Genomic DNA, 26,723 nt, shown 5'->3' with positions numbered 1-26,723 from the left:
CGGTGTTCTGGCGCTCAGTGGACGCGCCCTTCCGAGGAGAGACATGTCTGAGAACAGCACCGCGAACGGCCGGACCCCGGTCGACTTCTGGTTCGACCCGCTCTGCCCCTGGGCGTGGATGACCTCCCGCTGGATGCTGGAGGTGGAGAAGGTCCGCGACGTCGAGGTCCGCTGGCACGTGATGAGCCTGGCCGTCCTCAACGAGAACAAGCTGGACGAGGTGCCCGAGCGGTACCGCGAGCTCCTGGCGAAGGCGTGGGGGCCGGTCCGGGTCGTCGTCGCCGCGCAGCAGAAGCACGGCGACGAGGTGGTGGGCCCCCTGTACACGGCGCTCGGTACCCGTTTCCACAACAAGGGCGAGGGCCCCACCCCCGAGGCGGTGGCCGCGGCCCTGGCCGACGTCGGCCTGCCGGCGGAGCTCGCGGAGTACGCCGATTCCGACGCGTACGACACCGAACTGCGCGCCTCCCACAAGGAGGGCATCGACAAGGTCGGCCAGGAGGTCGGCACGCCGGTCATCGCCGTGCCGGGCGCGGACGGCGAGCAGATCGCCTTCTTCGGCCCGGTCGTGACCCCCGCCCCCAAGGGCGAGGACGCGGCGAAGCTGTGGGACGGCACGCTGCTGGTGGCGTCGATCCCCGGTTTCTACGAGATCAAGCGGACCCGGACCCAGGACCCGGTCTTCGACTGACGGTGGTCAGGAGGGCGGGCCGCGCGGCGGGCTGCGCGGCCCGCCCTCCGTCCTCCCGGGGCGATGCGGGGTCTCACCCCCGCGGCTGCGCCGTGGTCCGGTCCCGCCGGCCTGGCCCGAGGCCGGTCGCGGTCAGGACCGCGTCGACCGTCTCCTCCACCGACTGCCCCGAGGTGTCGATCCACGTCCCCGCGTCGCCGAGTTCCGCGCGCATCGCACGGTCCAGGGGCGTCCAGTCGGTCTCCAGCACCTTGTCCCGGGTCCGGTTGCGCTCCCACGCGACACCCGGGTCCGGCGCCAGCACGACGACGTGGAACCGGCCGGTCCGCAGGGTCTCCCGGTAGAAGGCGAGATGGGTCCTGCGTACGACCACGTCGGCGAGGACGGGGACGAAGCCGGCCGCCACGAAGCTGTCCGCCAGCAGGCAGGCGTGGCGGGCCCGCAGGAAGATCTGCCGGTCCGCCTCCGGGCTGCCCTCCATGATGGGCCACTCGCCTCCGCCGACGATCATGTCCTGGAGCGCGTCCACGTCGATGTACGCCGACTTCGGCAGCCGCGCGGCCACCGCGGCGGCCACCGTGGACTTGCCGCTGCCGGGGATGCCGGTCAGCAGGACGGCGCAGGGCGCGGGCTCCCGGTCGACGGGGCGGGGATCGAAGGTCACGGGCGGCTCCGCCCGCCGGGCGCGGCCGCTTCCAGTTCGTCGATGCCGCCGGACATGATCGTGCGGACGTGCTCGGTGATGTGCTCGGCGGGCCAGTCCCACCACGCGACGGCGAGCAGACGGGCGACGTCCTCCCGCGCGTACCGGGTCCGGATCAGCTCGGCGGGGTTGCCGCCGACGATCCCGTAGTCCGGTACGTCGGAGACGACCACCGCACCGGAAGCGATGATCGCGCCGTGGCCGATCCGTACGCCGGGCATGACCGTCGTGCGGTAGCCGAACCACACGTCGTTGCCGACGACGGTGTCGCCCCGGCCGGGCAGTCCGGTCAGCAGGTCGAAGTGGTCGGCCCAGGAGCCGCCCATCGTGGGGAAGGGGAACGTGGACGGGCCGTCCATACGGTGGTTGGCGCCGTTCATGATGAACCGCACCCCGGTGCCGATCGCGCAGAACTTCCCGATGACCAGCTTCTCCGGCCCGTAGTGGTACAGCACGTTGCGCGTCTCGAAGCCGGTCGCGTCGTCCGGATCGTCGTAGTACGAGAACTCCCCGACCTCGATCAGCGGCGAGGTCACCAGAGGCTTCAGCTGCACCACCCGCGGCTGCCCCGGCATCGGGTGCAGCACCGTGGGATCGGCGGGGACGAGGTTCATGCGCACCACTTCCGACGGTCTCTGCTCTCGGGCGAGCTCTCATGATGGCAGTCGCCCCGGGACGGCCGCACACCCGTTTCCGTGCGGCGGCCGTTCTCCCCGGCTCAGACCCGCAGGCCCTCCCGCGCGTCGACCGCGATATCGGGGAAGTCCGTCACGACGGCGTCCACACCCTGTGCGTAGTGGAAGGCGTACTCGGCGAACGCGTCACCGAACTCGGTGGGTACGGCGGAGCGGCGGTAGGAGGCGGGCAGGTACTGGTTCTCCGCGCGGAACGTGTACGCGCCGACCTTCAGACCCGCCGCGTGCGCGTCCGCCAGCAGGGTGTGCGGGGGGACGAGCGAGGACTTGTCCGGGCCGATCCAGTCCGCGTAACGGGCGATCTCCCGCAGCCCGGCGGGCGTCATCATCTCCTTGTACGTGACCGGGTGTCCGTACGGACCGCCGCTCGTGCCGAGCGCCTGCCAGAGCGGCAGCCCCAGGCGGGCCTCGGCGACCCGGTGCAGGCTGGACGGTTCGAAGGACTGGACGACGCACTCGCGGGCACTCAGCCGGTTGCGGCGGACGACGCGGATCAGCTCGGGTTCCAGGGGCAGCCCGATCGACCGGAAGTACGTGGGGTGCTTGGTCTCGGGGAAGACCGTTATCCGGCGGCCGTGTTCCCTGGACAGGGCGCGGGCCAGATCGACGACCTCCTGGAACGTCATGACCTGCTCGCGGCCGTCGAAGACCGTGTTGCGGTCGCGGACCAGTGGCAGCCGCTCCACCGCCCGCAGCGTCTTCAGCTCGGCGAGCGTGAAGTCCTCCGTGAACCACCCGGTGACCGCCCTGCCGTCGACCGTCCTCGTGGTGCGGCGGCCGGCGAACTCCGGGTGCGCGGCGACATCGGTGGTGCCCGAGATCTCGTTCTCGTGACGCACCACCAGGACGTGGTCCTTCGTGGGTACGAGGTCGGGCTCGATCCAGTCCGCACCGGCCCGCACGGCGAACGTGTAGGCGGCGGCGGTGTGCTCGGGCCGCCAGCCCGCCGCGCCCCGGTGCCCGATGACCAGGGGGCCCACGGGCCGGCCCCCGGCCGACGGCCGGGCTCCGGCGGGGTCCGCCACGGTCGCCGTCACCGCGGCGGCGGTGGCCAGGAGGAACGAGCGTCGTCGTGCGGCGTGGTTCATGCGGAACTCCTCGCGTGGACGGAGTTCCCACACAAGCGAGGCCGGGTTACGTCCCGGAGACCGCGGTCCAGCGCCCGCGTGTACGCCCGGCACACCCCACCCGCCTCAGGCCGGACAACCCGCTCCGGCCTGACCGGTGTTCGAGGAGAGGGAAGCGGCTACCGGACGGCCTTGGCGTCCCTGCGCTGCCGTACCAGCCCGATCCCCGCCAGCACCAGGGTCAGCAGCCCCGTCGCCAGCAACTGGTCCCGGGTGTCGGGTTGGCGCAGCATCAGCACGAAGATCCCCGCCATCGCGGCCAGCGCCACGATCGTCCCCACCGGGAACAGCCACATCCGTACGACCAGCTTCTCCGGAGCCTCCCGCTCGGTGCGGCCCCGCAGCAGCAGCTGCGACACCGCGATGAAGATCCACACCACCAGGATCACCGCCCCGATCATGTTCAGCAGCCAGGGGAACACGTCATCGGGCCGCCAGTAGCTCAGCAGCACGCACAGGAAGCCGAAGACGGAGGAGACGAGCACGGCCCGCCGGGGAACACCCGAGGTGATCCTCCCGAGCCGCGCCGGTCCCTGGCCGCGCGCCACCAGCGAGCACGCCATGCGCGAGGCGCCGTAGATGTTGGCGTTCATCGCGGAGAGCAGCGCGATCAGGATGACCACGTTCATGATCTCCGCCGCGCCGCTGATCCCCAGCTGGTCCAGGGCCGCGTAGAACGGGCCCACCTCGGCCACCTCCGGGTCGTCCCACGGGACGACCGTCACGATGACCGCCATCGAGCCGACGTAGAACAGCGCGATCCGCCACATGGCCGTCCGCACGGCCTTCGCGACACCCTGCACCGGGTTCTCCGACTCGGCCGCCGCGATGGTGACCGTCTCCAGACCGCCGTACGCGAAGACGGAGGCGAGCAGCCCGATGATGAAGCCGTCGGAGCCGTTCGGCAGGAAGCCGCCGTCCCCCGTGAGGTGGGAGGTGCCCGGCGCGTCCGTGCCCGGCAGTACACCGAGGATCGCCAGGACGCCGAGCACCAGGAAGAGCGTGATGGCGACGACCTTGAGCGAGGCGAACCAGAACTCGAACTCGCCGAAGTTCTTCACGGCCGCCAGGTTCGTACCGAGGAACATCACCATGAACAGCGCGACCCAGGCCCACTCCGGAGTCCCCGGCAGCCAGCCGGTGACGATCTTCGCCGCGCCGATGCCCTCAAGGCCCACCGCGACACAGAGCAGCACCCAGAACGCCCACCCGGCGGTGAAACCCGCCCAGGGCCCGATGGCGCGCTCGGCGTGCACGGAGAAGGAACCGGAGGCCGGGTTCGCCGCCGACATCTCGCCGAGCATGCGCATCACGAACATGACGAGCAGTCCGGAGACGCCGTACGCGAGGACGATCGAGGGGCCGGCCGCCGCGATACCGGCGCCGGAGCCGACGAACAGCCCGGCGCCTATGACCCCGCCGAGGGCGATCATCGACAGATGGCGCTGCTTGAGTCCGTGGGTGAGAGCGGAGTCGACCGGCACGGTGCCGGGGGAGTGCGGTCCGGCGGCGGAGGGCGGCGAGGAGGTCCGGGACATGGACAGACTCTGTTCGGTAGCCGGGACAGGGGAGGCATCCAGTCTGGGCAGGACCCCGCCCACGGGGAACAGGTGTCCGCTATACGGTCACCAGGTTCACACATGGTGTACACCCGGCTACGTACGGGGCGGTACCCGGCGGCCCCGGTACTCCCGGCCCACCGCGACCAGCAGCACCAGCCCCGTCGCTCCCGCCGACCACAGCACCTGCGGGCGCGCGGTGTCGTCGGTCAGCATCAGCACCAGTACGCCGAGCAGCCCGGCCAGCGTCAGCCAGGTCAGATACGGGAAGCACCACATCTTCAGGATCAGCGCCCCGGGCGCCTCCCGCTCGATCCGGCCGCGCAGCCGCAGCTGGGACGCCGCGATCAGGGCCCAGACGAACAGCAGCACCGCGCCGACCGAGTTGAGCATGTAGAGGAAGACCGAGTCGGGCCACCTCAGATTGAGCAGGACGGAGACGAAGCCGAAGGCGACCGAGGCCAGCACCGCCCGCCGGGGCACGCCCGCACCGGGCGCGCCGCCGCCGGACACCTTCAGCAGCGCGCGCGGCGCCTCGCCGCGCTCGGCCAGCGAGAAGATCATCCGGGACGAGCCGTACAGATTGGCGTTGAGCGCGGAGAGCAGCGCCACGAAGACCACGATGTTCATGATCTGCCCGGCGGCCGGCACCCCGACCGCGTCCAGGACCTTCACATACGGGCTGAGCCCGGCCTGCTGCGCGGTCCACGGCAGCACGGTCACGATCACCAGCATCGAACCGACGTAGAAGAACAGGATGCGCACCACGGCGCTGCGCACCGCACGCCCCACCGCCCGTGCCGGATCGTCGGTCTCCGCCGCCGCGATGGTGACGACCTCCAGGCCGCCGAAGGCGAACACCACCGTCAGTACGCCCGAGACCACCCCGGCCCAGCCGTTCGGCAGGAAGCCGCCCTGCCCGGTCAGATGGGCCGGCCCGACCGGATCGGTCTCCGGGAGCACCCCGAGGATTGCCAGCACCCCGAGCACCAGGAAGACCACGATCGCGGTGACCTTCAGCGCGGCGAACCAGAACTCGAACTCGCCGAAGTTCTTCACCGCCGTCAGATTGGCCGCGGTGAACACCACCATGAACACCAGCACCCAGGCCCACGGCTCCACTCCCGGCACCCAGCCGTGGGCGATCTGCGCGGCGGCCGTCGCCTCCACGGCGAGGACGACCACCAGCAGGAACCAGTAGAGCCAGCCCGCGCCGAAACCCGCCCAGCGGCCCAGCGCCCGCTCCGCGTGGACGGAGAAGGAGCCGGAGGCCGGCATCGCCGAGGACATCTCGCCGAGCATCCGCATCACCAGCATCGCGAGCGTGCCCGCGATCAGGTACGAGAGGACGATGGCGGGTCCCGCGACCGCGATACCGGCGCCCGATCCGACGAACAGCCCGGCGCCGATCACCCCGCCCAGCCCGAGCATCGTCAGATGGCGCTGCTTCAGACCGTGGGACAACGGCTCGGAGCGCGTGGGGCAGATGAGTCGTGCATGGGGTAGGGGTCACTCTCGGATCATTTATGGGGAACCTACAGTCTCACGCCATACGAGCGGTCGCGGCGCAGGGCCATACCCCGCTCCCACCTCAGTGATGAGCATCACGCCCAGGTGGGATGGTGTTCCGTGCTTTGTCCGAACCCCACCAATACCCCAACCCCCGCTTTGTGGAAGGCTGATGGTGATCGGGCGTCGGCCCGTGGGCTACCGTCGGCCGCAGTCACCTGTCCTGCTGCCCTCACCCGCGGAGTCCCGATGAGTCTCGCCGCCACCCCCGTCCGCTCCGGAGCGGTCCTCGCCGACCTGCTGCCCACGGCCCGTGTCCGCTACGCCGTCGACGCGGCCCTGGTCATGGGCGGCGCCGCCCTCACCGGTATCGCGGCCCAGATCGCCGTCCCGGTCCCCGGCTCCCCGGTCCCCGTCACCGGCCAGACCTTCGCGGCGCTCCTCGTCGGCACGGCGCTCGGCGCCCGGCGCGGCTTCCTCGCCCTGGCGGTGTACGCGCTGATCGGCATGGCCGGCTTCCCGTGGTTCGCGGGCGGCACCTCCGGCGCGGGCGGCGCCTCGTTCGGGTACGTGCTGGGCATGCTGCTCGCCGCCACCGTGGTCGGCGCCCTGGCACGCCGAGGCGGCGACCGCTCCGTCCTGCGCACCGCGGGCACGATGGCCGTCGGCTCCGTCATCATCTACGCGGTCGGCGTGCCCTACCTGGCTCTCTCCACCGGGATGCCGATGAGCTCGGCCTTCGCGCTCGGTCTGACGCCCTTCCTGATCGGTGACGCCATCAAGGCGGCCCTGGCCATGGGCGCGCTGCCCGCCTCCTGGAAGCTGCTCGGGCGTCGCGGCTGACGCCGTACGCCCCGCGGAAGAGGCTCGCCAGGTCTGGAACGGCACCGGACCGGCGAGCCTCTCGCGTTCCCGGGGGCCGGCCCGGTCGCTCAGCCCTCGGGTCCCGTTACTTCCTGCTGGAGTCCGACACCGGGACGCCGTCCGCCGTGCCCGGCTTCCGGCGGCCGCGGAACTCCCGTACCAGCGAGACCGCCACCACGAGCGCCGCGACCAGCAGGGAGAGGATGACCTGCTCGCGCGCGGTGTCGTCGGTCAGCATGTAGACCAGCACGAAGGAGATCATCGCGATCGTCGCCCAGGTCAGATACGGGAAGAGCCACATCCGTACGACCAGCTTCTCCGGCGACTCGCGCAGGATGATGGGGCGCATCCGCAGCTGGGTGAAGCAGATGACGAGCCACACGAACAGCGCGACCGCTCCGGAGGAGTTCAGCAGGAACGCGAAGACGGTGTCCGGCCACTGGTAGTTGAAGAAGACGGCGACGAAGCCGAAGACCACCGAGGACAGGATGGCCGCCTTCGGCACGCCGCGCTTGTTCACCTTGGCGAACGCCTTCGGCGCGTCACCGCGCTGTCCGAGCGAGAACGCCATCCGCGAGGCCGTGTAGAGGCCCGAGTTGAGGCAGGACAGCACCGCGGTCAGCACGATGACGTCCATGACCTGGCCGGCGTGCGGGATGCCGATGGAGTTGAGCGCGGCGACGTACGAGCCGTCCTCGACGATCGACGGGTCGTTCCACGGCAGCAGGGTGAGGACGACGAAGATCGAGCCCAGATAGAAGATGGCGATACGCCAGATGACGCTGTTGGTGGCCTTGGAGACCGCGCGCTGGGGGTCCTGGGACTCACCGGCCGCCAGGGTGACGATCTCGCTGCCCATGAAGGAGAAGACGACCATCAGCACCCCGGTGAGGATGGCTCCGGGGCCTTCGGGGAAGAACCCGCCGCTGTCCGTGAGATGGGCGATCCCTGAACCGGGGTTGTCCGACCCGGGCAGGAGGCCGAAGACCGCGAGGAAGCCGATGACGACGAAGGCGCCGATCGCCACGACCTTGATCCCGGCGAACCAGAACTCGAACTCGCCGTACGAACCGACCGAGACCAGGTTGGTCGCCGTCAGCACCACCATCACGATGAGCGCCCAGGCCCACTGCGGTACGCCGGGAATCCAGCTCTCCAGGATCTTCGCGCCGGCGGTCGCCTCGACGGCGAGCACCACGACCCAGAAGAACCAGTAGAGCCAGCCGATCGAGAAACCGGCCCAGCGGCCCAGTGCCTGGTCGGCGTAGGCCGAGAAGGAGCCCGAGCTCGGGCGTGCGACGGCCATCTCGCCCAGCATCCGCATGACGAAGACGACCATGAGGCCGACCAGCGCGTACGAGAGGAGGATGGCGGGGCCCGCGGCGGCGATGCCCGCGCTCGAACCCACGAAGAGGCCGGCGCCGATGACGCCGCCGATCGCGATCATCGAGAGATGGCGGTTCTTCAGTCCGGCCTGGAGTCCGTCGGGCGAGCCGGGGCTGTCCGGCGTACCGGGCTGATCGCCCGGCTCCGCCAGAGTCGTCTGCGACGTCATGGAGGGAGTCCTTACGTGTTCTGTCCGCGCCTTGTGGGCGGTGCCGCGGTGGTTCTGGGACGCGGTGGCGTCAAGTCACGCATTGAAGCCCGGGGGACGCCGGAATTGGAAGCCCCTCCTCCATTTCGTTCACCGGATCGTTGCCGCTGTGGTGTTGCGCACACCGCGCGCACCCCCTCGCGAACGGGGTCCGGGCGCCCGACCCCGCTGACGGCTACCCGCTGAGGTCCGTGCCACACTCGGGACATGCGCGTGTACCTCGGCTCCGACCATGCCGGCTACGAACTCAAGAACCACCTCGTCGAGTGGCTCACGGCCCATGGCCACGAAGCCGTCGACTGTGGTCCCCACCTCTACGACGCCCAGGACGACTACCCGCCGTTCTGCCTCCGTGCCGCCGAGAAGACGGCAGCGGACCCGGGCAGCCTGGGCATCGTCATCGGCGGTTCGGGCAACGGCGAGCAGATCGCCGCGAACAAGGTGAAGGGCGTCCGCGCCGCGCTCGCCTGGAGCGAGCAGACCGCCGCGCTCGGCCGCGAGCACAACGACGCCAACGTGGTGGCCATCGGCGGCCGGATGCACTCCCAGGAGGAGTCCACGAAGTTCGTCGAGATCTTCCTCGGCACCCCGTACTCGGGTGAGGAGCGCCACACCCGGCGCATCGAGATGCTCTCGGCGTACGAGACGACCGGCGACCTCCCCCCGATCCCGGCCCACCACCCCCAGAAGGGCTGAACGAGCCGGAACCCGACCCGACCGTGCCGCCGGGCTACCCCCCGGCGGCACGGCCATGTCACAGCCCCCCCACACCTGTACGGGAGCCCGCGTGCCCGAGGGACACACGATCCACCGCCTCGCCGCCGACCACCGCGAGCGGTTCGCGGGCGCCCCGGTGCGGGTCAGCAGCCCGCAGGGCACGTTCGCCGCCGGCGCCGCCCTGCTCGACGGCCGCACCCTCACCGGTGTGGACGCCCACGGCAAACACCTCTTCCTGGGCTTCGGTGACACCGGCTGGGTCCACATCCACCTCGGCCTCTTCGGCAAGCTCGGCTTCGGCGGGACCCCGGCCCCGCCGCCCACCGACACCGTCCGGCTGCGCCTGGTGAACGAGGACCACCACGCCGACCTGCGCGGCCCCACCACCTGCGCCCTGATCACCCCGGCGGAGAAACAGGCCATACACGCCCGCCTCGGCCCGGACCCGCTGCGGACCGACGAGGACGGCGAGCGGGCCTGGCGGCGCGTCAGCGGCAGCCGCGTCACCGTCGCGGCGCTCCTGATGGACCAGAAGGTCGTCGCAGGTGTGGGCAACGTCTACCGCGCCGAGGTCCTGTTCCGGCACGGCGTCGACCCGTACCGCCCCGGCAAGGAGCTCACCCGCGCCGAGTGGGACGCGATCTGGACCGACCTCGCGCAGCTCATGCGCGAAGGCGTCCGTCACAACCGCATCGACACGGTCCGTCCCGAGCACCTGCCCGAGGCGATGGGCCGCCCCCCGCGCGTCGACGACCACGGCGGTGAGGTCTACGTCTACCGCCGCACACACCAGCCGTGCCTCATCTGTTCGACGGAGATCCGCACGGCGGTCCTGGCGGCCCGCAACCTCTTCTGGTGCCCGAACTGCCAGGAACACTGAGCCGCACCGGGCCCGCCCGGCGTTCGCCGTGCCGCCCCGCCAGGCATATGCGCGACGAGCGCCCCGATTTCGAACGCATTGTCACCGGGGTCCCCCTGCACCGGAGCCCCCCGGGTGGATAGGGTCCCCGCAATGGCACGTCGCGGAGGACCAGACTCGTACGCGGCCCGGTGGCGAAGATCGGCGCACCGGGCCCGCATCGCCCTGCGTAAATCCGGAGTGGACTACTTCCGCGGCGACGGCTCCGACTGGATCGCCCTCGTCGGCCTGCTGCTCACCATCCCGGCCATCACCTGCGCCACCCTCCTCAACCCGCTGTGGTGCGCCCCCGCGGCCCTCGTGCTCCCGATCGTCGCGGGCGGCCTGGTCCTGCGTCCGGCCAGCCTGCTCGGCCTGTACGCGGCGGCCGCCGCCGCGCTGATCGTCGAGTCCCTCACACTCGGCCCGTACGGCGCGGAGTCCGCCCGCGTCACCCCCGGCACCGTGCTGGTGGTCGCGGCCTGCGGCTTCTTCGGCCTGGTACTCGCCCAGTTCAGGGCGAGAGTCGGCGTTCCCTGGCGCGGCGGCGGCACCATGCTCTTCGACCTGCGCGAACGTATCCGCGTGCAGAGCGCCCTGCCGATGCTGCCCCAGGGCTGGCACCGGGAGATGGCCCTGCGCCCGGCGGGCGGCCAGTCCTTCTCGGGCGACTTCGTCGTCGCCGCCCGCACCAACGGCGGCCGGACCCTGGAGGCCGTCCTGACCGACGTCTCAGGCAAGGGCATGGACGCCGGCTCCCGCGCCCTGCTGCTGTCCGGGGCGTTCGGCGGCCTGCTCGGCTCGCTCCCCCCGCACGGCTTCCTGCCCGCCGCCAACGGCTACCTCCTGCGCCAGGACTGGGACGAGGGCTTCGCCACCTCGATCCACCTGGTCCTGGACCTGGAGTCGGGCGACTACGAGCTCCTCTCCGCCGGCCATCCGCCGGCCCTCCAGCTCCACGCGGGCAGCGGCGCCTGGGAGGAGATGGCGGCGGAGGGCCCTCTCCTCGGCGTCTACGACGGGGCCCAGTTCGAGGCGGTCAAAGGCCATCTGGCCCCAGGCGACGTCCTGATGCTCTTCACCGACGGCCTGGTGGAGACCTCGGACCGGGACATCGCCGAGGGCATCGACCGGCTGACGGGCGAAGCCGACCGCTATGTCGCCACCGGCTTCGAAGGCGCTGCCTGGCATCTGATCGAGGCATGCGCGAAGGACGTCAACGACGACCGCGCACTGCTCCTGCTGTCCCGGCGCGTCTGAACCACCCCCGAACCACAGGGAAGCGGCCGAAACGCCGCACCCGTCAACCCGGCAGTGCTGCCCCGTACTCCCCGCCCTTCGCGCCCTCTTGCCCCGGCCCATGGGTAGGGTCGGCAACGTGACGACTCCCCGACTGACCCTGGCCGAAGTCGAGGCGATCGCCCGCGAGGCCCACGCCGGACAGACCGACAAGGCGGGGCGCCCCTATGCCGAGCACCTGGCGGCCGTCGCCGACGGCGTGCGGGCGCGGGGTGGGAGCGAGGAGCAGATCGCCGCGGCCTGGCTGCACGACGCCGTCGAGGACGGGGCGCTCAGCCGGCGGTGGCTGGACGGGGCGGCCTTGCCGCAACCCGTCAAGGACATGGTCCTGGCCGTCACCAAACAGGACGGCGAGGATCTTCCGGCGTACACCGCGAGGATTCTCGCGACCCCCGGCGCCCTGCTCGTCAAGGAGTCGGATCTGGCTCACAACGCCGACCCGGCCAGACTCGCGGTGCTGGAAGCGGCCACGCGTACCCGTCTGACAGCGAAATATGCGCAGGTACGAGAGCTGTTGAGTCTCACGGACGGCGAACCGCCCGTCGAACGACGGAATCAAGCCAACCCGTCGTCCCGCTGACTCAGAGCCTTCCGGCGTCCCGCCGGAACGCCCACTTCATGTCCGGCTCCGTGGCGAACCGCAGGAGGCGCCGCACCGGCGGCGTACAGAACAGCGTGACCGCCGCCGCGGCGACCAGCGAGACGAGCACCAGTCCGCCGGGAGAGCCCAGCCACTCGAACCGGTCGAACAGCCCGGCGTATCCGGCGCCCTTCACCAGGAAGCCGTGCAGGAGGTAGCCGCAGACCGTCCCGGCGCCCAGCACCGTGAACCACAGGTGCCGACGCGGCACCCAGGCCAGGAACGCGGCGGTCAGGACCAGCGCGCAGCCGAACATCGCCACGGACATCACGGCCCCCGCCCACCAGGAAGCGCCCATCTCCTGCGCGCTGTTGCTGCGGTAGAACCAGCCGAGCCGCATGCGGGGCGCGGCCCAGTACGCGAACAGCAGGGCCCCCGCGAGCAACGGCAGGCTGAGGAGCCTGACTTCGCGCCGCCGCACCAGCTGGAAGTGCCCGGGCTGCAGAAGCAGGCCGAGCACGAAGAAGGGCAGCAGCTGGAGCACCCGCTGGAGATCGAGGTCGTCGCCGATCGCCGGGGTCATTGAGGCGAGCACGGCGATCCCGAGCGCCACCGCCAGCGGGTGGCGCAGGGTCTTCCATAGCGGGGTGGTGACCCGCCAGACGAACAGGGCGATCAGGAACCAGGTGAGGAACATCGGGTCGAGCAGGCTGATCTCCTGCCCGGGTGCCCCCCCGGCGTACCGCTTGAACAGCGAATACGCGGTCTCGAACACCACGTAGGGCACGACGACGCCGGTGATCAGGCGCTTCACCTTTCCCGGCGTCATCTCGAAGGAGCGCGAGAAGTATCCGGAGACGATGATGAAGGCCGGCATGTGGAAGGTGTACACGACCATGTACAGCGCCCGGGTGGCCCGGCTGCCCTCCATCACCGGTTCCCAGGCGTGCGCCACCGCGACGAGCACGATGGCGAGGAACTTCACGTTGTCGAAGTAGGCGTCCCGCCTTCCGGCCGGTGCGGCGGCAGGGAAACCGGTCGGCACGGGGTGGGGGGAGTGCCGGGGGCGGTCATGGTCCGCACGGGTCTGGGCTCCGACTCCCGGGTCGCAGGGGGGAGTGGGGCCCTCTGGAATGCGCTCGGAGCGTGGAACATCTAAGGCACCCTAGACCCGTCGATCGCCATTGGTGAAACTCTCAAGATAAATCTCGTGTTCTCGATCATCCGGAAGTCAAACCACCGATCTCCGGTCGTTTCACGCCCTTTAATCCCCCTTAAATGGTGCATATGGAAGGATGGTCGGGGGATATGAATTCCCTTCGGTGGAGTCCTGGTAATGGGCTGTGAATGAAGTGTGGGGATATGGAAACGGCCCCGACCCTTCGAATTCCCCTTGGCCGGCGCACAGGTGACTCACAGCTTTCTCCCGGCGGGGCCCGCAGCCCGTGCGCCGCATGGCCGGGGCCGGGCGGAGGCGCCCGCCCCCAGCTGTCCGCCCCGGAGCGCGCGCGGGCGCGACTATGGCGCGATTCGGGCAGGTCGGTACGTCACCCGGCAGCGACCACGCGGGAGTTGATGGCACGATGGACGCGACGGAGCGTTCGGGAGTGCACGCTGCCGGGCCGGCAAGGCGGACCGACCAAGGGTGTGATCAGTAGTGGCCATCTCACTGTCTGTGGTGCTTCTGTTGGCGATCATCCTGGTGGTGCTGATCCGAGGTGGGTCCATCAAGGCCGGGCCCGCGATCGTCGCAGTGCTCTTCGGCTTCTTCCTGGCGTCGACCGGCATGGCGCCGTCGATCAACAGGTTCATGAACTCGCTCGCGGACACCATCAACCAGATCAGCTTCTGAAGCCTCCGGGCGACGAACGCGAAAGGCCCGGTCAGGCGGTGACTGCCTGACCGGGCCTTCGCATGGAGCGGGCGACGGGAATCGAACCCGCGTAGCTAGTTTGGAAGACTAGGGCTCTACCATTGAGCTACGCCCGCACGCACCGTGCCGCGGGTCCGTGGACCTCGGCACGAACAGCATCGTAGCGGGTTCGCGGCGTGCTCCGCACACCCGTTGCGGTGCCGGGCGCCGCCGCCCCGGACACCCGCTGTGAGGCGTCCGGTGCAAAGCGTGCGAGGGACCGCCCGGCGGCATGTACCCTACGTGTCGCACCGACGGGGTGTGGCGCAGCTTGGTAGCGCGTCCGCTTTGGGAGCGGAAGGTCGTCGGTTCGAATCCGGCCACCCCGACCACAGACAAGATCGCATTGGGGGAGTCATCCCCCTTGCCGTTACTATGCACAGTGCGTGCCCGTGTGTCCGATGAACCGGGCCCGATCCGCGAAGCCGCCCCCGGCGGTCCAGCAGAACCCAGAGAAGTCAGCCCCCAAGGAGACCGAACCGTGAAGAGCGCCGTGGAGACCCTGAACCCGACCCGGGTTCGGCTCAGCATCGAGGTGCCCTTCGAGGAGCTCAAGGACAGCCTCGACGCGGCGTACAAGAAGATCAACCAGCAGGTCACGGTGAAGGGCTTCCGTAAGGGCAAGATCCCCAACCGGATCATCGACCAGCGGTTCGGCCGTGGTGCTGTTCTGGAGGAGGCCGTCAACGACGCCCTCCCGAAGTTCTACACCGAGGCGGTCAACGAGGGTGAGCTCAACGTTCTGGGCCAGCCCGAGGTCGACATCACCGAGCTGAAGGACGGCGAGCTGCTGTCCTTCACCGCCGAGGTTGACGTGCGCCCCGAGATCGAGATCCCGGACTACTCCGGCATCGAGGTCACCGTGGACGCCCTCGACGTCACCGACGAGGACGTCGAGAAGGCCGTGGAGCAGCTCCGTGAGCGCTTCGCCTCCACCAACCCGGTCGAGCGCGCCGCCGCCGAAGGCGACGTCGTCACGATCGACCTGGAGGCCAAGGTCGAGGGAGAGGTCCTTGAGGACGGCGTGGCCGCCGGTGTCTCGTACACCATCGGTTCCGGCGAGCTCCTCGAAGGCATCGACGAGGCCGTGACCGGCCTGGAGGCCGGTGGCGAGGCCACCTTCACCTCTCAGCTGAAGGGCGGCTCCGCCGAGGGCAAGGTCGCGGAGGTCACCGTCAAGGTCACCGCCGTCGCCTCCCGCGAGCTCCCCGAGCTGGACGACGAGTTCGCCCAGATGGCGAGCGAGTTCGACACGCTCGACGAGCTGAAGGCGGACAGCCGGAAGCGCCTGGAGAACACCAAGCAGTACGACCAGGCCACCCAGGCCCAGGAACGCGTCCTGGAGGAGCTGCTGAAGCTGGCCGAGGTCCCGATCCCCGAGAAGCTCCTCGCGGACGAGGTCCAGACCCGCAAGCACAACCTGGAGCACCACCAGCTCGGTCAGATGGGTATCGACCTGGCGAAGTACCTGGAGATCCAGGGCAAGACCCTGGAGGAGTTCGAGGCCGAGACCGCCGAGCAGGCGGTCAAGGGCATCAAGACCCAGTTCATCCTCGACGAGCTCGTCAACAAGGAGAAGCTGAACGTCAACCAGGAGGAGCTCACCGAGCACCTCATGCGGCGTGCGGCTTCCTCCGGCATGAGCCCCGACCAGTTCGCCCAGGCCGTCGTCGAGGGTGGCCAGGTGCCGATGCTCGTCGGCGAGGTCGCCCGCGGCAAGGCGCTCGCCGTCGTCGTGGAGGCCGCCAAGGTCCTCGACACCAACGGTGACGTCGTCGACCTGGAGGACGACGAGGAGGAGCCCACCGAGGCCGCAGAGGCCACGGAGGCCGCCGACGGCGACTCCGGGACCGCCGAGGCCAAGCCCCAGGGCTGAGCCTCGCACCGATCCGTACGACGGGTCCCGGACGCTGTGCGTCCGGGACCCGTCGCCGTATCGGCGTGCGATCGTCGGAACCCGTGTGCGGACTGCTCACCTTGCGCTCCCAGCGAACAGTTGGGGAAGCGGGATGGCGTTGTCCTACCTGCGCGTTAGGGTCCATGAAGGAAGGGTGGAGCAGTCCCGGGCCACCCGGTACGAAGACGCTGAGACGGCCGGAGCCGTCAGAGACGAGCAGGTGGATACGTGACGAATCTGATGCCCTACGCCGCCGGAGAGCCGTCCCTCGGTGGTGGCCTCGGCGACCAGGTCTACAGCCGACTGCTCGGCGAGCGCATCATCTTCCTCGGTCAGCAGGTCGACGATGACATCGCCAACAAGATCACCGCACAGCTGCTGCTCCTTGCCGCCGAGCCGGACAAGGACATCTACCTCTACATCAACAGCCCCGGTGGCTCGGTGACCGCAGGCATGGCGGTCTACGACACCATGCAGTACATCCCGAACGACGTCGTCACCATCGGTATGGGCATGGCGGCCTCGATGGGCCAGTTCCTGCTGACCGGCGGCTCGGCGGGCAAGCGCTTCGCGCTCCCGAACACCGACATCCTCATGCACCAGGGTTCGGCCGGCATCGGCGGTACCGCCTCGGACATCAAGATCCAGGCCCAGTACCTGCTCCGGACGAAGACGCGTATGGCGGAGATCACCGCCCGCCACTCCGGTCAGACCGTGGAGACGATCATCCGCGACGGCGACCGTGACCGCTGGTACACCGCGGAAGAGGCCAAGGAGTACGGCCTCATCGACGAGATCATCACGGTCGCGTCGGGCATCCCGGGCGGCGGCGGCACCGGCGCCTGATCCGGCTTCCACCGGACCGGCACCCTCTTCCGCACCTCTCGTACGCCGAGAACCCAGCCCCCAGAACGCCACCAGGATGGTGAACACCCACATGAACAACTTCCCCGGCGCCTCCGCGAGCGGTCTCTACACCGGCCCGCAGGTGGACAACCGCTACGTCGTCCCGCGCTTCGTGGAGCGCACCTCGCAGGGTGTGCGTGAGTACGACCCGTACGCGAAGCTCTTCGAGGAGCGCGTGATCTTCCTCGGCGTCCAGATCGACGACGCCTCGGCCAACGACGTCATGGCGCAGCTCCTGTGCCTGGAGTCGATGGACCCGGACCGCGACATCTCGATCTACATCAACAGCCCCGGCGGCTCGTTCACCGCGCTCACCGCGATCTACGACACGATGCAGTTCGTGAAGCCGGACATCCAGACGGTCTGCATGGGCCAGGCGGCCTCCGCCGCCGCGGTCCTGCTGGCGGCGGGCACGCCGGGCAAGCGCATGGCGCTCCCGCACGCCCGTGTCCTGATCCACCAGCCGTCCTCGCAGACCGGCCGTGAGCAGCTCTCCGACCTGGAGATCGCGGCCAACGAGATCCTCCGGATGCGTACGCAGCTGGAGGAGATGCTGGCCAAGCACTCCACCACCCCGCTGGAGAAGATCAGCGAGGACATCGAGCGCGACAAGATCCTTACCGCGGAGGGAGCCCTCGCGTACGGTCTGGTGGACCAGATCGTCTCCACCCGCAAGACGACTGCAGGCGCCTCCGTCTGAGTCGGTCTTTCCCCTTGGCACATCCCGTTCGCACGGTCTCGGCCGTGTGAACCGTGCCAAGGGGGGCCCGTACGGGGGGTCAGGCAAGGTACCGTCGGACAGAGGGACCAGGAGCCGCTGAACCAGGCGTCTCCCAGGCGAAGGGGAAGCACCTCGTGGCACGCATCGGTGATGGCGGCGACTTGCTCAAGTGCTCGTTCTGCGGAAAGAGCCAGAAGCAGGTGAAGAAGCTCATCGCGGGGCCCGGTGTGTACATCTGCGATGAGTGCATCGATCTCTGCAACGAGATCATCGAGGAGGAGCTCGCTGAGACCTCCGAGGTGCGGTGGGAGGAGCTTCCCAAACCGCGCGAGATCTACGAGTTCCTTGAGGGGTACGTCGTAGGCCAGGAGCCCGCGAAGAAGGCCCTCTCGGTCGCTGTGTACAACCACTACAAGCGGGTCCAGGCCGGTGAGAACAGCGGCGGGGCCAACCGGGACGACGCGATCGAGCTCGCCAAGTCCAACATCCTGCTGCTGGGCCCCACGGGCTCGGGCAAGACGCTCCTCGCGCAGACACTCGCCCGCATGCTCAACGTCCCGTTCGCCATCGCCGACGCGACGGCGCTGACGGAGGCCGGCTATGTCGGCGAGGACGTCGAGAACATCCTGCTGAAGCTGATCCAGGCCGCTGACTACGACGTCAAGAAGGCCGAGACGGGGATCATCTACATCGACGAGATCGACAAGGTCGCCCGCAAGAGCGAGAACCCGTCGATCACCCGCGATGTCTCCGGCGAGGGCGTCCAGCAGGCCCTGCTGAAGATCCTGGAGGGCACCACCGCCTCCGTACCGCCGCAGGGCGGCCGCAAGCACCCGCACCAGGAGTTCATCCAGATCGACACGACGAACGTGCTGTTCATCGTGGGCGGTGCCTTCTCCGGTCTGGAGAAGATCATCGAGTCGCGGGCCGGCGCCAAGGGCATCGGCTTCGGCGCGACGATCCGCTCCAAGCTGGAGATCCAGGCGAGCGACCAGTTCCAGGAGGTCATGCCGGAGGACCTGGTGAAGTTCGGGATGATCCCCGAGTTCATCGGCCGCCTCCCCGTGCTGACCTCGGTCCACAACCTGGACCGCGAGGCGCTGCTCCAGATCCTCATCGAGCCGCGTAACGCACTGGTGAAGCAGTACCAGAAGCTGTTCGAGCTCGACGGTGTGGAGCTGGAGTTCGAGCGCGAGGCGCTGGAGGCCATCGCCGACCAGGCGATCCTGCGCCAGACCGGCGCGCGCGGCCTGCGCGCCATCATGGAGGAAGTCCTCCAGTCCGTGATGTACGAGGTGCCGTCCCGCAAGGACGTCGCCCGTGTCGTCATCACCTCGGACGTCGTCCGCAACAACGTCAACCCGACGCTGGTCCCGCGCGAGCCGCGCACGATCGGCAAGAACGACGGCGGCCGCCACGAGAAGTCCGCGTAGCGGCACGCGACAGCACGTACGCCGAAGGGGCGCCCGGCCGGGTAGAGCGGCTGGGCGCCTTTTTCTTGACGAGTATCATTAGTTGGAGCTAATATATTCGTCGTGGACGGTCCGTACGAACTCAGATTCTTCGCAGATGTCCTGGAGTGGATTCAAGAGCTCGCCAAGGAGGATCCGGACAGTCACGAGCATGTCATTGCTGCTTTGGAGAGACTCCAGGAGTGCGGACCCGCCCTGCGGCGCCCGACGGTGGGAGCCATTGAGCGCAGCCAGTTCCGCAACATGCGAGAGCTCCGCCCTCGGAGTGGGAGCTCGGTCAGCATCAGGATGCTCTTCGTCTTCGATCCTGTGCGGCGGGCAGTCTTTCTCGTCGCAGGGAACAAGGCGAGCGGTCGGCAGTGGGCGGCCTGGTACACCAAGGCGATCAAGCAGGCTGATGCAAGGTACGTCGCTTACCTTGAAGCTCTGAAGGAGGAGGACGACTGATGAAGCTCGGCAGCATGGCCGACCTCACGGCTGACATCACGCCGGAGAAGCGTGCCCGCATCGACGCCATCAAGGACGAGATGGTCGATGCGGAGAGAGGTCATGAACTGGCCTCCCTCCGTAAAGCGCAGGGGATGACCCAGGTGCAGGTAGCGAAGGTAATGGGAGTGACGCAAGGGCGGATCAGTCAGATCGAGCGTGGAGGCGTCCGCCTGGATACGTCGACGATGTCGGCCTACCTCCAAGCCATCGGCGGCGAGCTGACGATACTGGCTACGGTCGGAAATGTGTCAGTGAAGCTCTGATCCAGGAGCTCCGCCACAGGTCTCGCACGAGCCGGCCCGATCGGAAGAATCGACAGCGGCTCGCACGAGAACGCGGCGTAGGGTCAGACTACTTCCAGTGCCTCCCGCCAGGTGATGGGCGCGGAGCCCGTGGGGGCCACCTCGCATCCAGGAAGCCCAGTCGCCTTTAAGCGCGAATGCATGCCGAATAGCGGATTGCCCATGTTGTGATCCCCGCCTGCTGGAGCAGTGTCATGCATGCGGTACTGGGTGTGACGCCAGGGTAGGCGGCAGGCCAGTTGCACGCTGCTCTTACCTTCGGACCTATGGTGACTCCGGCGTTGGAAAGGCTGAGAATGCATGAACTCTGAGATGCGGATGCTGGCGTTGCCGTAGTCAACGGAACCGCGGTAAGTGCCGCAGTCAAGACAAAGCCTGTCGCCAGTCGGCTGGATTTCAAGCGCATGATGCAATCCTTCATGTTCGTCGCTAGTGATGTGACGCTGAACGATGAAATCATGTGAAAATCTGCCATGTAAGCGGGGTTCGAAATTTTGGCCGAAATCTTTTTGTTTGATACCAGTGAGCGTTCTACTGGCAGACGGGATTCCCTGGTCGGCACCCCTGCTCAAGCTGAGGGAACGATCCTGTGCGAGTCAGTGCTCAAGAACTTCTTGCTTTCAGGTGAGTAAGAGGATGTCTCACGTGATGAGTCGGTGATACGGCATGATGCTGGATCGTGAGTGTTGATCTGTCGCGTCGGCTCGTGCCCGACGGTTTGTGGGAGTTGGCAGCTCCGTTGCTGCCTGGGTTCAAGCCTCGTCCGCAGGGAGGTGGGACGGCCCTAGTCGATGAGGGGGCGGTGTTCACTGCGGTCGTGTACGTGCTGACCAGTGGGTGTGCCTGGCGGCATCTGCCGCCGACGTTCCATACCTCGCCGGCGACAGCGCATCGCCGGTTCACGATGCGGACCGAGGTGGGAGTTGTGGCGTCGGCTGCACCGGGCGGTGCTGGACGAACTCGGGGCCAGGGGTGAACTGGACCGGACGTCGGCGATCATCGACGCGGCGTCCGTCCGCGCAAAAAAGGTGCCTCTATGGTTTTCGTCAAGCCGTAGCTGGTGTGGGCGGTTGGTAGAAGGTGCCGTCTCGGAGCATGGCGAAGAGGACGTCGATGCGTCGTCGGGCGAGTGCGATGAGGGCGGCGATGTGGTGTTTTCCCTCGCGGCGTTTGCGGTCGTAGTAGGCGCGGGACTCGGGCTGGGAGAGCGAGGCGAACGCGGCGAGGTAGAAGGCCCGCTTGAGCTGTTTGTTGCCGCGTCGTGAGGGGTGCTCGCCGCGGATGGAGGAGCCGGAGTTCCTGGTCACGGGTGCCAGGCCGGCGTAGGCGGCGAGATGTCCGGCGGTGGGGAAGCCGCTGCCGTCACCGACGTCGACGAGGATGCGGGCCGCGGTCCTGACCCCGATGCCGGGCATCGAGATCAGGACCTGGGAAAGAGGGTGGGTGTCCAGAAGTTCCTCAATCCTTGTGGCGAGGAGTTTGCGCTGGTCAGGGACGGCCTGGAGGGAACTGGCGAGGCTGGGGACGATCAAGGCGGCTGCTTCGGTGCCTGGGACGACGACGGTCTGTTCGTCGAGTGCGGTGAAGATGTCCTCGACCAGCCGTTCGGCCATCCGCGGCGCCTTGGGACGTATCAAGGTCACGAGGCGACGGCGTCCGGCTTTGCGGATCTGAGCCGGGGATCCGAACTGGTCCAGCAACTTCAACACGGCCGGGTGCTGGATACGCGGGCCCAGGACCCGCTCGAGCGACGGGTGGATTTGGGTGAGGAGGCCGCGGAGCCGGTTGGCGATCCGGGTGGACTCACCCGCGAGGTCGTCGTCGAACCCGGCGATCATCGCGAGCTCGGCAGCAGTCTCGTCCGCGGGATCAATCGTCCTCAGGGTGTGGGGCATCGCTCTGGCTGCGTCCGCGATGATGAACGCGTCGCGGGCGTCGGTTTTCGCTTCGCCGGGGTAAAGATCGGCGATCCGTCGCATCGTGAGTCCGGGCAGGTAGGCGACCTGACATCCCGCGTCCCGGGCGACCGCCAGTGGCAGAGCCCCGATGGAAGCCGGCTGGTCGACGGCCACCAGCACCGTTCCGTGCTTGGTCTGGAGCTTGTCGAACAGCTCCCGCAGCTTCGGTTCGCTGTTGGGCAGCGGCTTGTCGAAGACCTTCTTCCCCGCCCGGTTCACGGCGGTGGCGTGGTGAACCCCCTTGCCGACGTCCAGGCCCAGATAGACGTCGATGCCAGTCTCGTCCGACGTGCCCTTCGCTCCCGTGCTCGCCTGTTCCCCGGCCTCACCTGCGGCATCAGCGTGCCGGCATCCACGTTACGAAGAGACTGCCCCAAGGGGCGATCGTGCCTCTAATCAGCGGTCTGCCAATGCCTCCGGCACCCGGCGACACCACCTTTTCGATCATCTCGACTGGGGGCTCAAGTCATACCGGGGCCGAAGGCCGGGAGCCTCATTGCGAGGCCACGAAGAAGGTAACGGGGGATCGCTGACCGGGCCAAACCCGGTTGATCGTGGTGCGAAGGGCAGCAAACTGCATGTTCTGTCCGACGCCCAGGGCATCCCGTTAGTCGTCGGGGTGTCGGGGGCGAACCCGCACGACAGCCAGGCGTTCAAGCCGCTGATCCTCGGCATACCCGCCGTCCGGTCCCGACGCGGACCACACCGGCGGAACCCCGTGAAGATCCGAGCGGACAAGGCATATCACTCCGCCGAGCACCGCAAGTGGCTCCGCGGCCGGAACCTCGTCCCACGGATCGCCCGCCCCGGCATCGAGTCCGGCGAGCGCCTCGGCCGTCACCAATGGAAGATCGAGCGGTCGATCTTCTGGCTCTTCGGCTACCGACATCTTACCGTCCGATACGAACGAAAGGGCAGCCACTTCCTGGCCTACCTCGGCCTCGCCGCAGCTCTCACCTGCTACAAGAAGCTGGCGAAGCTCACCACATGAGACATCCCGAAGTAAATGAGGCAAGTGAAAGGGGCGCCCGACCAGGACAGCCGGATGCCCCTTCGTTCGTACTGAGAGTCAGATCTTGGTGCGGGAGGTATTGTAAAGCTTGGCTGCGAGTTCGGCAACCTCAGACTGGGGCATGGGCTTGTTGGTCATTGCTGCGCCGACGTCAAAGCCAACGACCACGCCGACCGTGCTGTAGTCGGTCCACACACAGACCGGCATGATGATTTCCTTCGGGCCGTTCGCCGCGGTGCCGTCGGCCTCGTCATTGATCGTCTTCAGGTTCTGGCACTTCATCAGAGCGCCATCGAAGCCTTCGGGCGTGATGTTCTTGGGGCTGCCGACGAGGGAGATGTCCGCGCTGCCGGACGTCTTGCCCATTTCCTTTTCGGCGTTCTTGAAGGAGCCGTCGATGACCTTCGCCGGGTCGGTGATCTCGCCCCACATGCCCGTCAGGTAGAGCATCTTCTGCGTGAGCGGGTTCTCCTTAGTGCCACTGACGTACTGGGCGCCGGCGTTGTTGGCGTTCTTGACGCCCATGGCCTCGGCCTCGGCCTTGTCCTTGCCCGTCATCGGGCCCGAGGGCATCTCGTTCGAGGAGCCCTTCTTGAAGTCGTCCACGGATGCCGCGGGCGTCAGCTTGTAGCCCTTGGTGGAGTCCGCGACGTCACTGTTGCTGGCGCCGCCCCCCGACGTCATGAAGTACACGCCGCCCGCGATGACCGCCAGGGCCACGACGGCGCCCCCGATGATCAGACCGGTCTTCTTCCTGGGCGCGGCCGGCGGCATCGGCACCTGACCGCCGTACGCGGGCTGTCCGCCGTACGGGGGAGTGGGCGGCTGCTGGCCGTACGGACCGGGCTGCTGGCCCTGCTGCGGGTAGCCGTAGCCCTGCGGGGGCTGCTGCGGCGGTACGCCCTGAGGGGCCTGCTGCGGGTACCCGTAACCGGGCTGGCCCTGCGGGGGACCCTGTGGCGGCTGGCCGCCGTACGGGCCCGGCTGCTGGCCGTACGGTCCGGGCTGGCCCTGCGGCGGCTGCCCGCCGTACGGACCCGGCTGGTTGTGGCTCATGCTGCTGTCCCCTCCAGAATGCTTATGCGTTCCGAACATCCTCGCGGACGCGGCCCTGACGTGGGGCATCGGGCGGCACACCGTTACTGAACAACCGGTTTCAGTGCAGGACCGTGACGGCCCTAAACTGTGCCCCGTGACCGAGAACACTCAGCAGCAGACAGTCAGCAACCCCGAACTGCCGACCCAGTACGCGCCGGCCGAGGTAGAGGGGAAGCTGTACGAGCGCTGGGTGGAACGCGGGTACTTCGAAGCCGACGAGCACAGTGACAAGCCCCCGTACAGCATCGTCATCCCCCCGCCCAACGTCACGGGAAGCCTCCACCTCGGGCACGCTTTCGAGCACACGTTGATCGACGCCCTCGTGCGCCGCAAGCGCATGCAGGGCTTCGAGGCGCTCTACCAGCCCGGCATGGACCACGCGGGCATCGCCACCCAGAACGTCGTCGAGCGCGAGCTCGGCAAGGAGGGCAAGTCCCGCCACGACCTGGGCCGCGAGGCGTTCGTCGAGCGTGTCTGGCAGTGGAAGAACGAGTCCGGCGGCCAGATCTCCGGCCAGATGCGCCGCCTCGGCGAGGGCGTCGACTGGTCCCGTGAGCGCTTCACCATGGACGAGGGCCTCTCCAAGGCCGTCCAGACCGTCTTCAAGCGGATGTTCGACGACGGGCTGATCTACCGCGCCGAGCGCATCATCAACTGGTGCCCCCGCTGCCTCACCGCGATCTCCGACATCGAGGTCGAGTACCAGGAGGACGACGGCGAGCTCGTCTCCATGACGTACGGCGACGGCGAGGAGACCATCGTCGTCGCCACGACGCGCGCCGAGACGATGCTCGGTGACACCGCCGTCGCCGTCCACCCCGACGACGAGCGCTACAGGCACCTCGTCGGCAGGCAGATCAGGCTGCCGCTCACCGACCGTACGATCCCCGTCGTCGCCGACCACCACGTGGACCCCGAGTTCGGCACCGGCGCGGTCAAGGTGACCCCGGCGCACGACCCGAACGACTTCGAGATCGGCAAGCGACACGACCTGCCGTTCCTCACCGTCATGGACGAGCGCGCCGTCATCACGGTCCCCGGTCCCTTCGAGGGCCTGGACCGCCTGGAGGCCCGCTCCGCCATCGTCGCCGCGCTGCGCGCCGAGGGCCGGATCGTCGCCGAGAAGCGCCCGTACGTCCACTCCGTCGGCCACTGCTCGCGCTGCAAGACCACCATCGAGCCGCGCCTCTCCCTCCAGTGGTGGGTCAAGGTCGCCCCGCTCGCCAAGGCGGCCGGTGACGCCGTCCGCGACGGCAGCGTCAGAATCCACCCGCAGGAGATGGAGAAGCGGTACTTCGACTGGGTCGACAACCTCCACGACTGGACGATCTCGCGCCAGCTCTGGTGGGGCCACCGCATCCCCGTCTGGTACGGCCCGGAGGGCGAGGTCGTCTGCGTCGGACCGGACGACGAGGTCCCCACGGGTGCGGGCTGGACGCAGGACAGCGATGTCCTGGACACCTGGTTCTCCTCCGGCCTGTGGCCGTTCTCCACGCTGGGCTGGCCCGAACAGACCGACAGCCTCGCGAAGTTCTACCCGAACTCCGTCCTGGTCACCGGCTACGACATCCTGTTCTTCTGGGTCGCCCGGATGATGATGTTCGGCCTGTACGTCAACGACGGTGTCCCGCCGTTCAGGACGATCGTCCTGCACGGCATGGTCCGCGACGAGCACGGCAAGAAGATGTCGAAGTCCTTCGGCAACGTGGTCAACCCACTGGACTGGATGGACAAGTACGGCTCCGACGCCCTGCGCTTCACCCTGGCGCGCGGCGCCAACCCGGGCGTGGACGTCCCGATCGGCGAGGAGTGGGTGCAGGGTTCCGCGAAGTTCGCCAACAAGATCTGGAACGCCACGCGCTTCGCGTTGATGAACGGCGCCACGATCGAGGGTGAACTCCCCTCCGCCGCCGCGATGTCGGTGACGGACCGCTGGATTCTCTCCCGGCTCAACAAGACGGTCGCCGAAGTCGACGCGTACTACGACGACTTCCAGTTCTCCAAGCTCAGTGAGGCGCTGCGGCACTTCGCCTGGGACGAGGTCTTCGACTGGTACGTCGAGCTGTCCAAGACGACGTTCTTCGCGGGCGGCAAGCCCGCCGAGGTCTCGGGCCGGGTCCTCGGCGAGGTGCTGGACGTGATGCTGCGCCTGCTGCACCCCGTGGTCCCGTTCGTCACCGAGACGCTGTGGACGGCCCTCACCGGCCGTGAGTCCGTCGTCATCGCCGACTGGCCCACCGACTCCGGTTTCCGCGACGACGCCGCGGAGACGGAGATCGAGCTGGTCCAGCAGGTCGTCACCGAGGTCCGCAGGTTCCGCTCGGACCAGGGTCTCCAGCCGGGCCAGAAGGTCCCGGCGCGGCTCACCCTGACCGGGACGGAGCTCGCCCCGCACGAGGCGGCCATCCGCCAGCTGCTTCGCCTCCAGCCCGCCGATGACGGCTTCCAGGCCACGGCGACGCTGCCGGTCGCGGGCGCCACCGTGGCGCTCGACCTCTCCGGGACGATCGACGTCGCGGCCGAACGCAAGCGCCTGACGAAGGACCTCGACGCGGCCCGCTCGGAGGTCGCGCAGGCCAATGGCAAGCTCGGCAACGAGGCGTTCGTGGCGAAGGCCCCGGACCACGTCGTCGAGAAGATCCGCGGTCGCCTGGCCAAGGCCGAGGCGGACATCGCTCGCATCCAGGGTCAGCTGGACGGTCTGCCCGCGGCCTGACCGG

The 26,723-nt window shown here is 68.5% G+C and carries 24 protein-coding genes, 2 tRNA genes and 1 pseudogene; 17 read left to right on the top strand and 10 right to left on the bottom strand.

Going from position 1 to position 26,723, the window contains the following annotated elements; translation table 11 throughout:
- The first annotated feature begins 43 nt into the window (after nucleotides 1-43).
- Entirely contained in the window at nucleotides 44-691 is a 648-nt protein-coding gene (locus Sfulv_RS09550; RefSeq protein ID WP_173313287.1) for a mycothiol-dependent nitroreductase Rv2466c family protein, read from the top strand.
- A gap of 73 nt (nucleotides 692-764) precedes the next feature.
- On the opposite strand, the gene Sfulv_RS09545 is transcribed toward Sfulv_RS09550, so the two are convergent.
- The 5 genes from Sfulv_RS09545 to Sfulv_RS09525 form a co-directional block, all read right to left on the bottom strand.
- On the bottom strand, nucleotides 765-1,355 hold the full coding sequence (locus Sfulv_RS09545; RefSeq protein WP_173313286.1) for an AAA family ATPase: 591 nt from the start codon (nucleotides 1,353-1,355) through the stop codon (nucleotides 765-767).
- Nucleotides 1,352-2,008, bottom strand: a complete 657-nt coding sequence (locus tag Sfulv_RS09540; RefSeq protein WP_173313285.1) for a CatB-related O-acetyltransferase — start codon at nucleotides 2,006-2,008, stop codon at nucleotides 1,352-1,354. The genes Sfulv_RS09545 and Sfulv_RS09540 overlap by 4 nt, the downstream gene beginning before the upstream one ends.
- Nucleotides 2,009-2,112: 104 nt before the next feature.
- A complete protein-coding gene (locus Sfulv_RS09535; protein ID WP_173313284.1) occupies nucleotides 2,113-3,177 on the bottom strand; it encodes a glycerophosphodiester phosphodiesterase family protein in 1,065 nt (354 codons plus the stop codon).
- A 158-nt stretch (nucleotides 3,178-3,335) separates the two neighbouring features.
- Entirely contained in the window at nucleotides 3,336-4,754 is a 1,419-nt protein-coding gene (locus Sfulv_RS09530) for an amino acid permease (protein ID WP_173313283.1), read from the bottom strand.
- A gap of 117 nt (nucleotides 4,755-4,871) precedes the next feature.
- On the bottom strand, nucleotides 4,872-6,206 hold the full coding sequence (locus Sfulv_RS09525) for an amino acid permease (RefSeq protein WP_256669241.1): 1,335 nt from the start codon (nucleotides 6,204-6,206) through the stop codon (nucleotides 4,872-4,874).
- Between the two features lie 327 nt (nucleotides 6,207-6,533).
- Between Sfulv_RS09525 and Sfulv_RS09520 the strand changes: the two genes are divergently transcribed.
- The gene (locus Sfulv_RS09520; RefSeq protein WP_173313282.1) at nucleotides 6,534-7,127 is read left to right on the top strand and encodes a biotin transporter BioY; all 594 of its coding nucleotides are present in this window, start codon (nucleotides 6,534-6,536) and stop codon (nucleotides 7,125-7,127) included.
- A 106-nt stretch (nucleotides 7,128-7,233) separates the two neighbouring features.
- Here Sfulv_RS09520 and Sfulv_RS09515 read toward each other — a convergent pair whose 3' ends face one another.
- Nucleotides 7,234-8,703 carry an amino acid permease gene (locus Sfulv_RS09515; protein WP_173313281.1) on the bottom strand — a complete coding sequence of 490 codons (1,470 nt, stop codon included), beginning with the start codon at nucleotides 8,701-8,703 and terminating at the stop codon, nucleotides 7,234-7,236.
- Between the two features lie 246 nt (nucleotides 8,704-8,949).
- Here Sfulv_RS09515 and Sfulv_RS09510 point away from each other — a divergent pair, with 246 nt between their 5' ends.
- The 4 genes from Sfulv_RS09510 (at nucleotide 8,950) to Sfulv_RS09495 (ending at nucleotide 12,236) form a co-directional block, all read left to right on the top strand.
- The gene (locus tag Sfulv_RS09510) at nucleotides 8,950-9,438 is read left to right on the top strand and encodes a ribose-5-phosphate isomerase (RefSeq protein WP_173313280.1); all 489 of its coding nucleotides are present in this window, start codon (nucleotides 8,950-8,952) and stop codon (nucleotides 9,436-9,438) included.
- 91 nt (nucleotides 9,439-9,529) lie between these two features.
- Nucleotides 9,530-10,339, top strand: a complete 810-nt coding sequence (locus Sfulv_RS09505) for an Fpg/Nei family DNA glycosylase (RefSeq protein WP_173313279.1) — start codon at nucleotides 9,530-9,532, stop codon at nucleotides 10,337-10,339.
- 132 nt (nucleotides 10,340-10,471) lie between these two features.
- On the top strand, nucleotides 10,472-11,617 hold the full coding sequence (locus tag Sfulv_RS09500) for a PP2C family protein-serine/threonine phosphatase (protein ID WP_173313278.1): 1,146 nt from the start codon (nucleotides 10,472-10,474) through the stop codon (nucleotides 11,615-11,617).
- Between the two features lie 118 nt (nucleotides 11,618-11,735).
- Complete coding sequence (locus Sfulv_RS09495; RefSeq protein WP_256668850.1) at nucleotides 11,736-12,236, top strand: HD domain-containing protein; 501 nt, start codon at nucleotides 11,736-11,738, stop codon at nucleotides 12,234-12,236.
- 1 nt (nucleotide 12,237) lies between these two features.
- On the opposite strand, the pseudogene Sfulv_RS09490 reads toward Sfulv_RS09495, so the two are convergent.
- Nucleotides 12,238-13,391, bottom strand: a pseudogene (locus Sfulv_RS09490) (acyltransferase family protein).
- Between the two features lie 502 nt (nucleotides 13,392-13,893).
- Between Sfulv_RS09490 and Sfulv_RS09485 the strand changes: the two are divergent.
- A complete protein-coding gene (locus Sfulv_RS09485) occupies nucleotides 13,894-14,088 on the top strand; it encodes a hypothetical protein (protein WP_173313276.1) in 195 nt (64 codons plus the stop codon).
- A 63-nt stretch (nucleotides 14,089-14,151) separates the two neighbouring features.
- On the opposite strand, the gene Sfulv_RS09480 is transcribed toward Sfulv_RS09485, so the two are convergent.
- Nucleotides 14,152-14,225: transfer RNA gene (locus tag Sfulv_RS09480), tRNA-Gly, on the bottom strand.
- A 178-nt stretch (nucleotides 14,226-14,403) separates the two neighbouring features.
- Between Sfulv_RS09480 and Sfulv_RS09475 the strand changes: the two genes are divergently transcribed.
- From Sfulv_RS09475 to Sfulv_RS31445, 8 genes are all read left to right on the top strand, one after another.
- Nucleotides 14,404-14,480 (top strand) — tRNA-Pro (locus Sfulv_RS09475).
- A 149-nt stretch (nucleotides 14,481-14,629) separates the two neighbouring features.
- A complete protein-coding gene (tig, locus tag Sfulv_RS09470; protein WP_173313275.1) occupies nucleotides 14,630-16,024 on the top strand; it encodes a trigger factor in 1,395 nt (464 codons plus the stop codon).
- 261 nt (nucleotides 16,025-16,285) lie between these two features.
- Nucleotides 16,286-16,891 (top strand): ATP-dependent Clp protease proteolytic subunit, encoded by a 606-nt coding sequence (locus Sfulv_RS09465; RefSeq protein WP_173317729.1) that lies wholly within the window; start codon nucleotides 16,286-16,288, stop codon nucleotides 16,889-16,891.
- A gap of 76 nt (nucleotides 16,892-16,967) precedes the next feature.
- Nucleotides 16,968-17,651: an ATP-dependent Clp protease proteolytic subunit gene (locus tag Sfulv_RS09460; RefSeq protein ID WP_281385805.1), complete on the top strand. Its 684-nt coding sequence runs from the start codon at nucleotides 16,968-16,970 to the stop codon at nucleotides 17,649-17,651.
- A gap of 155 nt (nucleotides 17,652-17,806) precedes the next feature.
- Nucleotides 17,807-19,105, top strand: coding sequence for an ATP-dependent Clp protease ATP-binding subunit ClpX (gene clpX, locus Sfulv_RS09455; RefSeq protein ID WP_173313273.1), 1,299 nt, complete (start codon nucleotides 17,807-17,809; stop codon nucleotides 19,103-19,105).
- Between the two features lie 102 nt (nucleotides 19,106-19,207).
- A complete protein-coding gene (locus Sfulv_RS09450; protein ID WP_173313272.1) occupies nucleotides 19,208-19,591 on the top strand; it encodes a type II toxin-antitoxin system RelE/ParE family toxin in 384 nt (127 codons plus the stop codon).
- Nucleotides 19,591-19,896: a helix-turn-helix domain-containing protein gene (locus Sfulv_RS09445; protein WP_173313271.1), complete on the top strand. Its 306-nt coding sequence runs from the start codon at nucleotides 19,591-19,593 to the stop codon at nucleotides 19,894-19,896. The genes Sfulv_RS09450 and Sfulv_RS09445 overlap by 1 nt, the downstream gene beginning before the upstream one ends.
- 718 nt (nucleotides 19,897-20,614) lie before the next feature.
- Nucleotides 20,615-20,911, top strand: a complete 297-nt coding sequence (locus tag Sfulv_RS31445; protein ID WP_173313270.1) for a transposase — start codon at nucleotides 20,615-20,617, stop codon at nucleotides 20,909-20,911.
- Nucleotides 20,912-20,981: 70 nt separating this feature from the next.
- On the opposite strand, the gene Sfulv_RS09435 is transcribed toward Sfulv_RS31445, so the two are convergent.
- On the bottom strand, nucleotides 20,982-22,166 hold the full coding sequence (locus tag Sfulv_RS09435) for an IS110 family RNA-guided transposase (protein ID WP_179764412.1): 1,185 nt from the start codon (nucleotides 22,164-22,166) through the stop codon (nucleotides 20,982-20,984).
- Here Sfulv_RS09435 and Sfulv_RS09430 point away from each other — a divergent pair.
- Entirely contained in the window at nucleotides 22,165-22,884 is a 720-nt protein-coding gene (locus tag Sfulv_RS09430; RefSeq protein WP_246353069.1) for a transposase, read from the top strand. The genes Sfulv_RS09435 and Sfulv_RS09430 overlap by 2 nt on opposite strands.
- Nucleotides 22,885-22,962: 78 nt before the next feature.
- Here the strand turns inward: Sfulv_RS09430 and Sfulv_RS09425 are convergent, their stop codons facing one another.
- A complete protein-coding gene (locus Sfulv_RS09425) occupies nucleotides 22,963-23,961 on the bottom strand; it encodes a hypothetical protein (RefSeq protein ID WP_173313268.1) in 999 nt (332 codons plus the stop codon).
- A 136-nt stretch (nucleotides 23,962-24,097) separates the two neighbouring features.
- Between Sfulv_RS09425 and Sfulv_RS09420 the strand changes: the two genes are divergently transcribed.
- A complete protein-coding gene (locus Sfulv_RS09420; protein ID WP_173313267.1) occupies nucleotides 24,098-26,719 on the top strand; it encodes a valine--tRNA ligase in 2,622 nt (873 codons plus the stop codon).
- The last annotated feature ends 4 nt before the right edge of the window (nucleotides 26,720-26,723 follow it).

This window comes from Streptomyces fulvorobeus (assembly GCF_013167895.1).
In the GTDB taxonomy this organism is placed as follows: Bacteria; Actinomycetota; Actinomycetes; order Streptomycetales; family Streptomycetaceae; genus Streptomyces; species Streptomyces fulvorobeus.
This window is presented reverse-complemented; position numbering and strand designations above follow the sequence as displayed.

Bases quoted from the DNA above. Each gene is read 5' to 3' on its own strand.
- Sfulv_RS09515 (WP_173313281.1), bottom strand. From the start codon at position 8,703: ATGACGTCGCAGACGACTCTGGCGGAGCCGGGCGATCAGCCCGGTACG.
- Sfulv_RS09430 (WP_246353069.1), top strand. From the start codon at position 22,165: ATGCCAGTCTCGTCCGACGTGCCCTTCGCTCCCGTGCTCGCCTGTTCC.
- Sfulv_RS09425 (WP_173313268.1), bottom strand. From the start codon at position 23,961: ATGAGCCACAACCAGCCGGGTCCGTACGGCGGGCAGCCGCCGCAGGGC.
- Sfulv_RS09520 (WP_173313282.1), top strand. From the start codon at position 6,534: ATGAGTCTCGCCGCCACCCCCGTCCGCTCCGGAGCGGTCCTCGCCGAC.
- Sfulv_RS09535 (WP_173313284.1), bottom strand. From the start codon at position 3,177: ATGAACCACGCCGCACGACGACGCTCGTTCCTCCTGGCCACCGCCGCC.
- Sfulv_RS09525 (WP_256669241.1), bottom strand. From the start codon at position 6,206: ATGCTCGGGCTGGGCGGGGTGATCGGCGCCGGGCTGTTCGTCGGATCG.
- Sfulv_RS09510 (WP_173313280.1), top strand. From the start codon at position 8,950: ATGCGCGTGTACCTCGGCTCCGACCATGCCGGCTACGAACTCAAGAAC.
- Sfulv_RS09500 (WP_173313278.1), top strand. From the start codon at position 10,472: ATGGCACGTCGCGGAGGACCAGACTCGTACGCGGCCCGGTGGCGAAGA.
- Sfulv_RS09460 (WP_281385805.1), top strand. From the start codon at position 16,968: ATGGTGAACACCCACATGAACAACTTCCCCGGCGCCTCCGCGAGCGGT.
- Sfulv_RS09550 (WP_173313287.1), top strand. From the start codon at position 44: ATGTCTGAGAACAGCACCGCGAACGGCCGGACCCCGGTCGACTTCTGG.
- Sfulv_RS09540 (WP_173313285.1), bottom strand. From the start codon at position 2,008: ATGAACCTCGTCCCCGCCGATCCCACGGTGCTGCACCCGATGCCGGGG.
- Sfulv_RS09530 (WP_173313283.1), bottom strand. From the start codon at position 4,754: ATGTCCCGGACCTCCTCGCCGCCCTCCGCCGCCGGACCGCACTCCCCC.
- Sfulv_RS09465 (WP_173317729.1), top strand. From the start codon at position 16,286: ATGCCCTACGCCGCCGGAGAGCCGTCCCTCGGTGGTGGCCTCGGCGAC.
- Sfulv_RS09445 (WP_173313271.1), top strand. From the start codon at position 19,591: ATGAAGCTCGGCAGCATGGCCGACCTCACGGCTGACATCACGCCGGAG.